The organism is Hydrogenimonas sp., assembly GCF_029932565.1.
Classification (GTDB): Bacteria; Campylobacterota; Campylobacteria; order Campylobacterales; family Hydrogenimonadaceae; genus Hydrogenimonas.
The window spans coordinates 1-13,971 of the sequence record NZ_JAOZPV010000048.1; the positions used below are offsets into that span (position 1 = coordinate 1).

Here is a 13,971-nt window from a genome sequence, read left to right on the forward strand (position 1 = left end):
GCAAGCTTCGGAATGGCAACAGCCGCCAGAATACCCAGAATTACGATCACGAAGATCAATTCAATCATTGTAAAACCACGTCGCATGGTTACTCCTTGAAAAGTAGTATTGTCCTTTGTCGCTACAAAGGCTCGAAAGTATTATCGGCAAATTTCTGTAAAAGTTAACTGAATGGAAAAAAACTTTTATGTATCGGTGTGAATGGTGAGTTTTTCAAGCAGCTCGTTTAGATATTTTTCCTGTTCGAGACACTCGATCTGTTTGGAGAGGAAAGCCTGCAGAAGGATCTTCGTTTCATTGTCTTTCCCGGGATCGAAGAGCTCCGTGAGCTCTTTTTCCACGGCATCTGCAAACGGCTCTTCCAGTGTGATCGTATACCGTTTGCCACCGATGACGAGAGAGATTTTTTTCATAACGGCCGCTATTCGCCCAGAATCGCTTCGATCTTTCCGATGACCTCTTCGATTTCGAGGTCTTTCATCGTCAACTCTTCGGTCAGCTTCCCGATCTGGACATCTTTCGCTTCGTTCTGCGCCTTGACGGAAACCAGTTCGTTGCGGAGCCTGCTGTTCTCCTCTTCCAATGTTTTCAGTCTGGCCACTATTTCGTCGATTTTTTTCGCAAGCTGCTCGATGACGGGGATGTTTTCCATCCGAAATTCCTTTGAGGTCGTTTGATATAATTGTATCAAAAAAGAGATTGACGTGGCGTTATTTGAACTCAAAAGCGATTTCGAGCCATCCGGTGACCAGCCGGAAGCGATCCGCATACTGACCAACTCCATCGAAGCGGGTCACCGCTACCAGACACTCCTGGGGGTCACAGGGAGCGGCAAGACCTTCACGATGGCGAAGATCATCCAGACGCTGCAGATTCCCACACTCATCATGACCCACAACAAAACGCTCGCCGCGCAGCTCTACAGCGAATTCAAGGGATTTTTCCCAAACAATCATGTCGAATATTTCATCAGCTATTACGACTATTACCAGCCCGAAGCCTACATCCCGAGGCAGGATCTTTTCATCGAAAAGGACAGTTCGATCAACGAAGAGCTGGAGCGGCTTCGGCTAAGCGCCACAGCGAGCCTGCTGACATACGAGGACGTCATCGTCGTCGCATCGGTCTCCGCCAACTACGGCCTCGGTAACCCAATCGAGTACAAAAAGATGGTCCAGAAACTCGAAATCGGCGACGAGATCGATCAGCGGACCCTGCTGCTGCGCCTGGTGGAGATGGGGTACAAACGCAACGACAACTTCTTCGACCGGGGCGATTTCCGTCTCAGCGGCGACGTGGTGGATATCTACCCCGCCTACAGCGAGGAGGAGGCACTGCGCATCGAATTTTTCGGCGATGAAATCGAAGCGATCTATACTTTCGATCCGCTGACAAACCGGAAAATCGGCGATCTCACAACCACGACCGTCTACGCCGCCAGCAACTTCATCGTCGGAGGCGACAAACTGCAGCTGGCGATCAAGAGTATCGAAGAGGAGCTGGCGGAGCGGCTCGCCTGGTTCAAAAAAGAGGGCAAGCTGCTCGAGTATCAACGCCTCAAACAGCGCACCGAATTCGACCTCGAAATGCTGGAGACTACCGGCATGTGCAAGGGGATCGAAAACTATGCAAGACACCTGACCGGCAAGGCGCCTGGTGAAACACCCTACTCCCTGCTCGACTATTTCGAAATGAAAGGAAAGCCCTATCTGATCATCGTCGATGAAAGCCACGTGAGCCTGCCGCAGTTTCGGGGGATGTATGCCGGCGACCGGAGCCGCAAGGAAGTGCTGGTGGAGTACGGTTTCCGCCTGCCCAGCGCTCTGGACAACCGGCCCCTGAAGTTCGAGGAGTTCATCGACAAAGCGCCGCACTACCTCTTCGTATCCGCCACTCCCGCCGATCTCGAAATCGAACTTTCGGCCGTGGTGGCGGAGCAGATCATCCGCCCGACGGGACTGCTCGACCCGCAGGTTGAAGTGGTCGACAGCGAATATCAGGTGGAGCATCTCTATGACGAGATCAAAAAGGTCGTCGAACGGGGCGAACGGGTTTTGGTGACGGTATTGACCAAGAAGATGGCCGAAGAGCTGACCACCTACTACAACGACCTGGGGCTTCGTGTCAAATATATGCACTCCGATATCGATGCGATCGAACGCAACCAGATTATCCGGGCATTGAGAATGGGTGAGTTCGACGTATTGGTAGGGATCAACCTGCTCAGAGAGGGGCTTGACCTGCCGGAGGTGAGCCTGGTGGCGATCCTGGATGCCGACAAGGAGGGTTTTCTGCGAAGCGAAACCGCCCTGATCCAGACGATGGGCCGTGCGGCAAGAAACCTCAACGGCCGCGTTCTGATGTATGCCAAAAAGATGACCGATTCGATGAAAAACGCCATCGATATCACCCGCCACCGCAGAGAGAGGCAGACGAAATGGAACAAGGAGCACGGCATCACTCCGAAGTCGGTCGGACGGCGGCTCGATGAAAACCTCAAACTCGAAGACCACGGTATTCTGTACGAAAAAAAGAGCAAGATCGAACGGATGCCGGCCAAAGAGCGGCAGAAGATCGTCAAAGAGCTGACGAAAAAGATGCATGAAGCCGCCAAAAAGCTGGAGTTTGAAGAGGCGGCGAGGCTCCGGGACCAGATCAACAAAATCAAACAGCTGTGATCTGTCACTCTTCCCCGAACAAGATTCCGACCATATAGATGGCGACATAGACAACGATGATCACGGGTATCCAGTTGACCGGATCGCTCCAGTCCGCATGGGTGAGGAATTTGAGTGTTTCCATAGTATAATCTAACCCAAAAAGAGGAGTTGCAATGGTGCTTCGCTACAGAGAGTGGTTCCCGGCATTTGGCGAAAACACGTGGATCGCTCCCGACAGTACCGTCATCGGGAATGTCGAAACGGGTGTAGAGTGTTCCATCTGGTTTGGTTGTGTCATCCGAGGGGATGTCCACAAAATCCGCATCGGCGACCGCACCAATATTCAGGATCTGACGATGATACACGTGACCCACTACAAACAACCCGACATGAGCGACGGCCACCCGACAATCATCGGGAGTGACGTGACGGTCGGTCACCGTGTCATGCTCCACGGCTGCACGATCGAAGATGGCTGCCTCATTGGTATGAACAGCACCATTCTCGACGGTGCCGTCATTGGAAAGGAGTCGATCGTGGGAGCGGGAGCGCTGGTCACAGGCGGCAAGAAGTTCCCGCCCAGAAGCCTCATCATCGGTTCCCCGGCCAAAGCCGTCCGGGAACTGACCGGGGAAGAGGTGGCCGAACTCTACGCCTCGGCCAAGCGCTACGTCGCCTTTAAAAACGACTATCTCCACCATATCTCATGAAAAGATTTTTTACAACCGAAACCCTGACACTCGCTGCCATCGTGTTGGGGGTATTGGCAGGCGTCTGGTTTCCGGAAACGATGCTTTCGCTCAAATGGATGGGCGACCTTTTTCTGATGCTTCTGAAAATGCTGATCATTCCACTTGTCTTTGCATCGGTTTTCGTCGCCATCGTCTCACTGGGAAGTGGTGAAGCACTCAAAAACCTCGGCCTCAAAGCGTTCGGGTACTACTTTCTCACCACGGCACTCGCTGTGACCATGGGATTGCTCATCGTCAATATCATCGATCCCTCTACCACCCATCAACTCGCTGCCGGAGAGGCTATCACACCGCCAAAAGAGCACTCGTTCGCATCGCTTTTGCTTTCATTTGTCCCCAGCAACATCTTCACATCATTGAGCCAGGGAAAGATCGTGCAGATTCTTCTTTTCGTTATCTTTTTCGCCGTGGCAGTCCTCCATATCGAACCGGCGAAACGCGAAACGCTGCAACTCTTTTTCGAAGCCGTCAACGATGCCATGGGCAAAATCGCCGAATGGATCATCAAACTGACACCGCTGGGCGTCTTTTCGCTGATCGGCTATGTCATTGCCAAAGAGGGGCTCGATACGCTCTGGGATCTGGAAAGCTACGTCCTGGCGGTGCTTTTGGCTCTCTTCATTCACGCTTTGATCGTATTACCGCTTCTGGCCGCTTTCCTGGGGCGTTTCAACCCACTCGACTATTTCAGGAAAGTGCGTGAAGCGGTTCTGATCGCCTTTTCCACCGCATCCAGCTCGGCGACGCTGCCGGTCTCCATCGAAGTGGCAGGCGAAAAGGGAGGCGTGCGCAGGGAGAGTGCCGGTTTCATCCTCCCCCTGGGCGCCACGGTCAACATGGACGGCACGGCCCTTTACGAAGCGATCGCCGTCATGTTCATCGCCAACAGCTACGGTGTGGAACTGGGCTTTTCCCAACAGATCGTCATCTTTCTGACAGCCACGTTCGCCTCCGTCGGCGCGGCAGGCATCCCGGGTGCCGGCCTGGTGATGATGACGATGATTCTAAGCGCCGTGGGCCTGCCTCTGGAAGCGATCGGTCTCATCGCCGCCGTGGACAGGATTCTCGATATGTTCCGCACATCCATCAATGTCTGGGGCGACCTGCTGGCGGCGAAAGTTTTAAACAGATATATTTAAAAAAGAGTGAGACGGCTGCCTTTGGCAGCCTTAGTAGGTAGTCACATGAATGGGAGCCGCGCATTGTGCGTACTTTATCAAAAATGGAAGCGGCTGTGCCGCATCCATAACTTTTAGTTTTTAGTTTTTAGTTTTTCACTCTCCAAAATGGCTTTCGCCCTTTTGACCGGCATTTTCGTAAAGTCAATCAGCTGTTCGGTCGTGACGATCGCATCGGGCACATTTTTGAGTCCGATCTCCAAAACTTTCGTGGCGGTAATCGCATCGGCATAGGCACGATGGTGTACGAGTGTGTTGATATCGAGTGCGATATTGAGATGGCCCAGGCCGTAGCGTTCCGCTTCGATCGTACGGCGTGCCAGATCGATCGTGCAGAGCCGCCGGTTGCCAAGCACGCCCAGACCGAACCGTTCGAACGAGTGGGAGATGAAATTGTAGTCGAAGCTGACATTGTGGGCGACGAAGAGGGAATCACCGAGAAACGCTTTGAAGCGGGGCAGCATCTTCTCGAGCGGAGGGGCCCCCTCCAGATCTTCCGGGTTGATGCCGGTGATTTCACTGATCTGGTAGGGCAGATAACTGCAGGCAGCAAACGACTCGAACCGATCGACGATCTCTCCGTTGCGCCATTTCAGTGCTCCGATTTCAATGATCTGCGACCGCTTGGGAACACTCCCGTTGGTTTCGATGTCGACAACACAGAAGGTCTCCTCCCGCCACGGTCTGAAACAGGTCTCCAGAATCACTTCGTCCCCTTCGATATCGATGGGAAGTCCGGATGCGATCACCAGTTCCATCAGCGTATCGACATTTTCGAAAAGTGAATCGCGCGTCTTCTGGATCAGCCTGCGAAAGTCTTCGAGCTCCATTCTGCCGCCGCGTTTCTTGATGACCGCGACGATATTGTCGATCAACGGCCGCACACTGCTCCTTTGGCGTTGCGTACGAAAGATGCGATCTTCTCGTGATCCTTTTTTCCCTTTTCATACTCCACACCGCTGCTGACATCCACACCGTAAAATCCGTAGGAGAGCGCTTCCATAACATTCTCCGGCGTCAATCCCCCCGCCAGAATGATTTTGGAACAGTCGACACCGTCAAACCACTCCAGATTGAGCCGTTTTCCCGCACCACCGTAACTCTCGCAAAAGGCATCCACGAGCCGATAGCGCCCCGAAAAATTCAATACATCCTCCGGCGAGCGTGCCCGTATGACCGGCAGTGACTTGGTATGGAGCGCATGAAGATAGCTTTCATCGACATCGAAATGGATCTGCGCGAGACTCATGCCGCTCTCCGCACAGGCCAGATCGACTTCGAGCGGCGTCTTGTTGACGAAAAGACCGACCCGCTCCACAAATGGTGGAAGCTGCTCCACAATGGCCCGAGCCTCCTCTATTGTGATGTATCGGGGAGATTTTTCGTAAAAGACGAATCCCAGCGCATCCGCCCCAGCCTCCACCGCCATCACGGCATCCTCGACGGTGGTTATACCGCAGATCTTGACGCGGGGTGTTCTATAGGAATCGGAAGTTTGCTTCATACTCATCTCTCATATTCTCACAAAGCCGCACTGCGGCGATTCCACACTCTCATCCTAAACTTTCAGTGACTCGATGGCATGGGCAATATTTTCGTGTTTGAACACATAGCTGCCGGCCACGACCACATCGACACCCGCCGCTTTGAGCTCATGGACATTGCGGTCGTTGACGCCGCCATCGACTTCGATCAGACATTTCGGATTGCGCTTTTCGATCAATTCCTTCAGTCGCTTCGCCTTCTCCAGTACACTCGGTATGAATTTCTGTCCTCCGAATCCAGGATTGACACTCATAAGAAGGACCATGTCGAGATCTTCGAGCAGATACTCGATACTCTCCGGACGGCTGTGTGGATTGAGCACAATAGCCGGTCTGATGCCCAGGTTTCGAATTTTCTGAACGAGTCGGTGGGGATGCTTCTCCTCCTCGATGTGAAACGAGATATATTCCGGCTTCAACGGTGCGAAAAGGTCGACGAAAAAGGTATTGTTTTCGACCATCAGATGCACATCAAGCGGTTTGGTCGCCGCCCTGGCTACCGCTTCGACGACAACCGGTCCGATCGTCAGATTCGGAACGAAATGGCCATCCATGACATCCACATGGACAAAATCGCAGCCGCCGTCGCAAATCGCCTTGACATCGCGCGCCAGATGGCCGAAATCGGCCGACAGAATACTCGGTGCTACCAGCATGCTTTTCCTTTTTGGGTGAATGGCAAACGGAAAACGGTGAATCGATTTCTCTTCATTCCGCTAACGGTTCACCCTTTACCGTTTTCCACAATCATGGGCTCAAATAGAATGTGAAAGGATAATCTTCAAAACTGAAATTAACCTGAACCCCCTGCATGCCTTCGAGTGTCGCATGCAGATCATCAATCGAAACATAGCTTCTGGGCAAAGTGATATTGATATTGACACCCTGCTCCTGAAGCTGTGTCTTCGACTTCCCCGCGACGATATTGACCAGTTCGCTCAATGCATCCGCCAGAACATTCGTATCGTCACTCTCTTCGCCAATCAGAAGCGTGCACGATTTCTGCACCATCTCCCTGGGCATTACCAGCGTGACCATCCCTTCGATATCACCATAAAAGGCGATCGAGCTTGCCATCAGATCGTTTCCTCTGGGCTCGAAAGGCTGGATCTTCATATCCTCTTTCAATGCCATCATACTCGTCATCATCTGCAGCGTATCCATAGTCGAAGAGACCAGCACCGGCAGACGTGCGACGACCGGTTTCGTCAGTTTGTGCTTCTCTTTTTTGACGGCAGCCCCTCCGCCGCTCATCGACTGAACGATTTCGTCGGTAAAAAAGTCGGTCTCATTCTCGAAAAACATAATACCGGCATCTTCGAGCTCATCGACGAACGCCCTGGGAGTCCTCTCCATATCGAGGCCGACTATCGCAATCAGGGCGCCATGCTCCGCACCCGCCGTCGAAAGCTTCGAAAAGAAATTGGCGGCATGAATATTGAGCGAACTGACACGGGTCGCATCAAACATAAAAAGCTGAAATCCGACTTTCAGAGAGTTTTGATGGTACATCACATCGAACTGTTCCGTCACGGAACCGTCGAGAAACCCTTTGAGATAATAGATAACACAATTGCCCCGGGTTTTCGCGGCGATTCGGTTCCCCATCAGTCCCAGGTAGGTACGATCGACGATTTCCACGAATTTCTCTTTGTCTTCGGCACGTGCCGTGAAGTCATCGAGCGTCTGCACCACGACGGGGTTGTAACCCCTGTCGAAAATCTCGATGGCCTGCATGCTCCGCTGCGTCGCATCGTCATTGTAGATGAGCACACTCTCCTCTTCCCCTTTCGCTTCGTTACCACCGGTAAACAGCATGGCGATATCGAGCGTCTTGAAGAGCGAAAACGAAACATCCCCTTCGAAAAACTTGAAGAACGCGTCGTACTGTTTCCGATTGTAGTCGCAAAATCCGATTATCACCTTCATCTCTTTGTGCATCTTGGTCAGAGCGTCGAGTACGATGGAAATGCCGTTTTTGTTAAAAAAAATCACCTTTTTCATCGAAACGAGCACCATCGAGACATTGGAAGATTTGAGAGCCTGCATATCCTGCACCGTAATCAGCTGCGATGCATTGTTGCCATCGAGGAATCCCTGCGGAGAGAAGAATGCGATTTTTTGTTTTTTGATGACCGGTCTCATTCGATACCTACAATCTCCTGGAATGTGTCAAACACCGGGTCGGCGAACTCCGTATTGAAACGTATGAAAACGTTGGCACCCGCATCCAGCATCAGCGGACGGCTCAGTTCATAGAAAAGCAGCAGATGGAGCATACGTGCGAGCCTGCACACATGATCATCTATTTCACAATCCTCTTTTCCGAAAGCCAACGTGACGAGTCGCTTGACATCCTCTTCGATCTCCCACTTCTCCGCTATGGTTGTGACGAGCCTATCGAACCGCAGATGACTGACCCGTTCGAGAATCGTATCGAGATCGTAATCGCCCGATTCGCGTAATAGGGCGACATCGGATGCATGGTCTCCGAAAATGGCATCGGCAACGACCAGTCCGGCACTCATGATCGCCGCACCGCTCAGATATTTTTCCTCTTCGGACTCTTTTTTTACAATCTTCTCCCACCGGCGCATCAAAGCGGTCTGAAACTGGGTGAATCCTTTTGAATCGAGCGTAAAGTAACGCCATTTTTTGGGCGCGATCAGCGTCACCATATAGGCATAGAGAAGCTGCTTGGCCCGCTCGATCCCAAGAGCCGAAAAGATTTGTGAAGCATCCTTCAATTCATTGCGAAATCCATAGGCCGCACTGTTGACGACCTGTTTGAGGTAGTGCATCATCGCCGGATCACCTGCGGCAATTTTCGCCGCGTCGGCCAACTCCCCATGCTGAAGTGCATCCAGTGTTTTTCTCAACGTATCGGGAAGCGGCGGTACATTTTTGATGTATTCGGCGATTTCATGTGGAGTGACCATCGTCTCGACAACCTTATAATCTCGATATTTGGTATGATTTTAACGTAAAACTGTTTGTATCTTATTGAACGGCAGGATCACGAACACTGTAAATTCATAAATTATTCCTTAATTTAAGCAAACTCTATGCTTTGATGCACTAGAATTTGCCCACTTAAAGTCCCCGACTTTTATTACACAATTTTCAAAGGTTGAAATTATGGCACGAAAATGCGCAATCACCGGAAAAGGTCCGATGAGCGGCAACAATGTAAGCCACGCTCACAACAAAACAAAACGACGTTTTTTGCCAAATCTTCGCACCGTCCGCATCACGCTCGAAGACGGCACACGCAAAAAAATCAGAGTAGCGGCTTCCACGCTCCGCACGATGAAAAAACAGGGCGTCTAAGTCCTGCTCCGCCAAAGGATGGATCCTTTGGCATTTCCTACACACTTTTTCCCTACCTTTCTACTCTTTCGAAAGAGATTTGCAGGAGACAACGATGTTCACACTTATGCCTATTGACGGCGGTGTCTGCGCACCGGAAGGATTTTATGCCGATGGCATTTCCGCCGGACTGAAACCGGACAACCTGAAGGATCTGGCGTTTATCCACTCTGATGAACTCTGCGACATCCGCGCCGTTTTTACGACAAACCGATTTCAGGCCGCTCCGATTCTCCACTTCAAAAAAGAGTCGATCCAACAGACCAATTTCGTATTGATCAATGCGAAAAATGCCAATGCGATGACCGGTACTGCCGGAATTGAAGATATTGAACGGATTCTCGATCATGCCAGAGTCCATTTCAAAACGATTGTCAACCCTGTCATGAGCTCCACGGGTGTCATCGGTGTCAGACTCCCGAAAGAGAAGATCATGAGGGCTCTTGAAACGTTCGATCTCTCCAGCCAAAACGCAGATGCCGCCGCCCAGGCCATCATGACGACCGACAGTTGCGACAAACAGATTGCATTCGAGGTACAGCTCGAAAGCGGTGAACGTTTCAACATCGGTGCAATGGCCAAAGGGGCGGGCATGATCAACCCCGCGATGGCGACGATGCTCTGTTTCATCACCACCGATGCCGCGATTCCGTCGGACGAAATGCAGGCAATGATCCAAAACGCCGCCGCCTCGACATTCAATGCCATCAGTGTCGACGGCGACACATCGACGAACGATACCGTCATGCTCCTCTCGAATCGGAAATCGGGCATTTACAATCGGGAAGCTTTTGCCTTCGCTTTGGAGAAGGTGATGCACGAGCTTGCACTCAATATCGTAGCCGACGGTGAAGGGGCGACAAAATGCGTCGCATTCCAGATAACGGGTGCTGCCAACCGCGAAGAGGCGACCATCGCAGCCAAAGCGCTGACCAATTCGCTTCTTGTCAAAACCGCCCTCTACGGAGAAGATCCAAACTGGGGACGCATCGCGTCGACAATCGGTGCGAGCGGCGTCATGTGTGATCCGGACAGACTCACCATCTCGTTTGGAGATGTAACAGTCTATCAAAACGGTACGATACTTTTCGATGAGGAACGGGAGGCGATGGCAGCGAACGTGATGCGCAAGAAAGCGTTTGCGATCCACTGCGACCTCGGTATCGGCAACGGGGAATTCACCGCCTATGGGTGCGATCTGGGCCATGAATATGTCAAAATCAATGCCGATTACAGAACATAATAAGCAAGATTTGAATATAATCAAAAAAATTTCAACAGGAGAGAATAATGCTTCATGAATATCGCGATATTATCAGCAAACTGAAAGTAGAAAACGCGCATTTCGCCAAAATTTTCGAACGACACAATGAACTCGACGACACTGTTACGGAAGTCGAAGAGGGACGCCAGCATATGGATGACCTGGAGCTCGAAAAACTGAAAAAAGAGAAGCTTCGCCTCAAGGATGAAGCATATCGCATGATTTTGGAATACAAAAAGAAGAACAACCTCTAAGAGGTATCCTATCACGGAGTCTGTTGCAGGACTCCGATTATCTACTCAAATCGAAAATACCTACTCTTTCTTTTCCGGCTCTGAAAACGCACCGAAACTCATCATCTTTCCATAGCGTTTCTGCATCCGCTCCTCTGTTCCCATCTCTTTCAAAACGGAAACCTGTGCAAGAAAATAGTCGCCTACCGCCTGGGCTGCACCCTCTTTGTCCCGATGCGCACCGATCAGGGGTTCGTCGATGACATCGTCAATGAGCTCCATTTTCAAAAGTTCGTCCGGTGTTATTTTCAATGCCTTCGTCGCCTGCTCGACTTTGCCGGGATCATTCCAGAGAATGGCAGCACATCCTTCCGGCGAAATGACACTGAAAATGGAGTATCGCATCATTGCGAGCTTGTCGGCCACCCCGATGGCAAGCGCTCCGCCACTTCCGCCCTCTCCGATGACAACCGAAACTGTAATAGTGTCGAGGCGGCTCAATTCGAGAAGATTGCGTGCAATCGCCTCGCTCTGTCCGCGTTCTTCCGCTCCCAATCCCGGATAGGCACCCGGTGTATCGATAAGCATCAGGATCGGAAGTCCGAATTTCTCGGCAAGTTTCGCAGCACGCAGTGCTTTGCGGTATCCTTCCGGATGCGGCATACCGAAATTGCGCTTGAGTTTGTTTTTGGTACCACGCCCTTTCTGTTCGCCGATTACCAGACATTTTTCATCACCGATATAACCCAGATAGCAGATAATAGCCGGATCGTCCCGGAATGTTCTGTCCCCATGGATTTCGATGGCATCGCGCATCAGCAGGCGAATGTAATCGAGTGCATAGGGCCGGTCCGGATGGCGTGCAAGCTGAAGTTTCTGGTAATCCGAAAGATTTTTGTAGACTTTGGAAAGCTCTTTTTCAAGATCTTTTTCCAGTATGGCGACCGCCTCGGTATCGCCACGCACCTTCGCCGAAGCGATCTCGTCCTCTATCTCCTTGAGTTTCTCTTCGAACGGAAGGTAGGTCGCCACATCAGACCTTTTTGAAAATTACGACGCCATTGGTACCGCCGAAGCCAAAAGAGTTGCTCATGACAACATCGAGTTTTGCTTCCCGTGCCCCATCCGTCACATAGTCGAGGTCGCACTCTTCGTCCGGTGTCTCGTAATTGATCGTCGGAGGAATGACACCCCGGTCCATCGCCATGATGGCCACGACCGCTTCGATGGAACCCGCCGCGCCCAGACAGTGGCCGACCTGCCCTTTGGTGGAACTGACCGGCGGGCAATTCTCTTTGCCACCGAAAAGCTCTTTGAGAGCTCCGGTCTCGTTCCGGTCATTGATGGGTGTCGACGTGCCGTGTGCATTGACATAATCGACTTTCGGATTATTCGCCATCTTCATAGCGGCTTTCATGGCACGCAGCGGGCCATCCATCGTCGGTGTGGTGATATGGTTCGCGTCGCCGCTTTCACCGAATCCGATGAGCTCCGCATAGATTTTCGCCCCTCTCGCTTTGGCCGCCTCATACTCTTCCAGAACCAGTGCACCGGCACCTTCACCCATGACGAAACCGTCCCGTCCGGCATCGAAAGGCCGTGAAGCATGTTGCGGATCATCGTTGCGGGTCGAAAGCGCCTTCATCGCTGCAAAACCACCTACCCCGATGCCGGTGATAGCCGCTTCACCGCCGACGACGAGCATGCGGTCGGCACCGCCCAGAAGGATCGTCTTGGCTGCTTCATTGATGGCATGCGTACCTGCTGCACAGGCGGTTACGGAACCCAGGTTTGGCCCTTTGAGTGTATGAGCAATAGAAACGAAACCGCCCAGCATGTTGGCGAGCGCCGAAGGGATGAAGAAGGGGGAGATACGTCGGGGGCCGCGTGTATGCAGCACGATGGAGTTTTTCTCGATCGTCGGCAATCCACCGATGCCCGACGCACAACTGACTCCAAAACTCTCGCGCTCCACACTCTCATCAATGCCGGCATCTTCAATCGCCTCGGCAGCGGCTTTGAGCCCCAGCTGAATAAAGCGGTCGGCCTTTTTTACCTCTTTGGGATCCATCACGGTCGTCGGGTCAAAATCTTTTACCTCTGCGGCAATTTGTACGCTCTGATTGCTCGCATCGAACAAAGTAATTCTTTCAATGCCACATTGACCATCAAGCATGGCTTTAAAAGAACTCTCTTTATCATGACCTACTGCGTTTATCATCCCAAGTCCGGTTACGACCACTCGCCTCACACCATCTCCTTTAGTTTCAATCATCACATCCCGCCGGAGGCGGGAGAAGTATTATTTGTTCTCTTCGATATATTTGACCGCGTCACCGACAGTCTGAATCTTTTCAGCCTGATCATCGGGAATTTCGATACCGAACTTCTCTTCAAGCGCCATAACAAGTTCAACAACATCGAGGCTGTCCGCACCCAGGTCTTCTACAAACTTGGACTCCATCTTCACTTCGTCCGGATTGACGTTGAGCTGCTCAACAACTACCTCTTTTACGTCGTCAAAAATTGCCATTACAATCTCCTTTTTAATGAATTGCATAATGGTAGCAAAAAAAACTTTAAAAAAGTTAGTTTTGTTTGGGGATTGGGCATTGGTGTGGCAAACGCCGTTGAAAGAAACATCCCCTGCGCCATTAACTCACAAATACCGGATGCTTTCCGACCATTTCATGCCGTTTGCAAGTTCGCATAACGCTACAAACGACGCGCAGATATCATTTGCTCCATGTACCCAAAGAACTTGGTGCTTATGCTCCGCAGAGTCAATTCATGATCTTTCGGTACTTCATCCCCGATTCACGCAGTCCGGACCTTCCGGCTGCAAGTCTGCAGACCGCAAGCTCGCATAAGCCTAAAAAAGAGACGCAGGTCTCTTTTTCTTAACGTATCCATACCGAACTTGGTGCTTATGCTCCGCAGAGTCAATTCATGATCTTTCGGTACTTCATCC

17 protein-coding genes are annotated in these 13,971 nt (G+C 51.6%); 6 read left to right on the forward strand and 11 right to left on the reverse strand.

All coding sequences use genetic code 11. The features are described 5' to 3' along the window. From Q1K24_RS06670 to Q1K24_RS06680, 3 genes are all read right to left on the reverse strand, one after another. A partial coding sequence (locus tag Q1K24_RS06670) for a type IV pilin protein (RefSeq protein WP_300367871.1) occupies positions 1–86 on the reverse strand: 86 nt, incomplete at its 3' end. Positions 87–185: 99 nt separating this feature from the next. Continuing rightward, on the reverse strand, positions 186–413 hold the full coding sequence (locus Q1K24_RS06675) for a hypothetical protein (RefSeq protein WP_300367829.1): 228 nt from the start codon (positions 411–413) through the stop codon (positions 186–188). Between the two features lie 8 nt (positions 414–421). Beyond that, entirely contained in the window at positions 422–652 is a 231-nt protein-coding gene (locus tag Q1K24_RS06680) for a hypothetical protein (RefSeq protein WP_300367832.1), read from the reverse strand. Between the two features lie 52 nt (positions 653–704). Between Q1K24_RS06680 and uvrB the strand changes: the two genes are divergently transcribed. From uvrB to Q1K24_RS06695, 3 genes are all read left to right on the forward strand, one after another. After that, positions 705–2,678, forward strand: a complete 1,974-nt coding sequence (uvrB, locus tag Q1K24_RS06685) for an excinuclease ABC subunit UvrB (protein ID WP_300367835.1) — start codon at positions 705–707, stop codon at positions 2,676–2,678. A gap of 155 nt (positions 2,679–2,833) precedes the next feature. Next, positions 2,834–3,370, forward strand: coding sequence for a gamma carbonic anhydrase family protein (locus tag Q1K24_RS06690; RefSeq protein WP_300367838.1), 537 nt, complete (start codon positions 2,834–2,836; stop codon positions 3,368–3,370). After that, positions 3,367–4,551 carry a dicarboxylate/amino acid:cation symporter gene (locus tag Q1K24_RS06695; RefSeq protein ID WP_300367841.1) on the forward strand — a complete coding sequence of 395 codons (1,185 nt, stop codon included), beginning with the start codon at positions 3,367–3,369 and terminating at the stop codon, positions 4,549–4,551. Before Q1K24_RS06690 ends, Q1K24_RS06695 begins: the two co-directional genes overlap by 4 nt. A gap of 113 nt (positions 4,552–4,664) precedes the next feature. On the opposite strand, the gene Q1K24_RS06700 is transcribed toward Q1K24_RS06695, so the two are convergent. The 5 genes from Q1K24_RS06700 to Q1K24_RS06720 form a co-directional block, all read right to left on the reverse strand. Further along, positions 4,665–5,474 (reverse strand): 3'-5' exonuclease, encoded by an 810-nt coding sequence (locus Q1K24_RS06700; protein ID WP_300367844.1) that lies wholly within the window; start codon positions 5,472–5,474, stop codon positions 4,665–4,667. Further along, entirely contained in the window at positions 5,462–6,100 is a 639-nt protein-coding gene (locus Q1K24_RS06705) for a phosphoribosylanthranilate isomerase (RefSeq protein WP_300367847.1), read from the reverse strand. Before Q1K24_RS06705 ends, Q1K24_RS06700 begins: the two co-directional genes overlap by 13 nt. A gap of 48 nt (positions 6,101–6,148) precedes the next feature. Continuing rightward, positions 6,149–6,790 (reverse strand): ribulose-phosphate 3-epimerase, encoded by a 642-nt coding sequence (rpe, locus tag Q1K24_RS06710; RefSeq protein ID WP_300367850.1) that lies wholly within the window; start codon positions 6,788–6,790, stop codon positions 6,149–6,151. A 91-nt stretch (positions 6,791–6,881) separates the two neighbouring features. Further along, on the reverse strand, positions 6,882–8,279 hold the full coding sequence (locus tag Q1K24_RS06715) for a chemotaxis protein CheX (RefSeq protein ID WP_300367853.1): 1,398 nt from the start codon (positions 8,277–8,279) through the stop codon (positions 6,882–6,884). Further along, on the reverse strand, positions 8,276–9,073 hold the full coding sequence (locus Q1K24_RS06720; protein WP_300367855.1) for an HDOD domain-containing protein: 798 nt from the start codon (positions 9,071–9,073) through the stop codon (positions 8,276–8,278). Before Q1K24_RS06720 ends, Q1K24_RS06715 begins: the two co-directional genes overlap by 4 nt. 199 nt (positions 9,074–9,272) lie before the next feature. On the opposite strand from Q1K24_RS06720, the gene rpmB reads away from it, so the two are divergent. From rpmB to Q1K24_RS06735, 3 genes are all read left to right on the forward strand, one after another. Further along, complete coding sequence (gene rpmB, locus Q1K24_RS06725) at positions 9,273–9,464, forward strand: 50S ribosomal protein L28 (protein WP_300367858.1); 192 nt, start codon at positions 9,273–9,275, stop codon at positions 9,462–9,464. Between the two features lie 94 nt (positions 9,465–9,558). Then, positions 9,559–10,746 carry a bifunctional glutamate N-acetyltransferase/amino-acid acetyltransferase ArgJ gene (gene argJ / locus Q1K24_RS06730; RefSeq protein WP_300367861.1) on the forward strand — a complete coding sequence of 396 codons (1,188 nt, stop codon included), beginning with the start codon at positions 9,559–9,561 and terminating at the stop codon, positions 10,744–10,746. Between the two features lie 47 nt (positions 10,747–10,793). Next, positions 10,794–11,021 (forward strand): DUF465 domain-containing protein, encoded by a 228-nt coding sequence (locus Q1K24_RS06735; protein WP_300367863.1) that lies wholly within the window; start codon positions 10,794–10,796, stop codon positions 11,019–11,021. Between the two features lie 60 nt (positions 11,022–11,081). Here the strand turns inward: Q1K24_RS06735 and accA are convergent, their stop codons facing one another. Genes accA through acpP form a run of 3 tightly spaced genes read right to left on the reverse strand, consistent with a single transcriptional unit; the run spans position 11,082 to position 13,533 of the window. Then, positions 11,082–12,032, reverse strand: a complete 951-nt coding sequence (gene accA / locus Q1K24_RS06740) for an acetyl-CoA carboxylase carboxyl transferase subunit alpha (RefSeq protein ID WP_300367866.1) — start codon at positions 12,030–12,032, stop codon at positions 11,082–11,084. Position 12,033: 1 nt separating this feature from the next. Continuing rightward, complete coding sequence (locus Q1K24_RS06745; protein ID WP_300367869.1) at positions 12,034–13,251, reverse strand: beta-ketoacyl-ACP synthase II; 1,218 nt, start codon at positions 13,249–13,251, stop codon at positions 12,034–12,036. A gap of 51 nt (positions 13,252–13,302) precedes the next feature. After that, positions 13,303–13,533 carry an acyl carrier protein gene (acpP, locus tag Q1K24_RS06750; protein WP_300362679.1) on the reverse strand — a complete coding sequence of 77 codons (231 nt, stop codon included), beginning with the start codon at positions 13,531–13,533 and terminating at the stop codon, positions 13,303–13,305. Positions 13,534–13,971 lie beyond the last annotated feature (438 nt).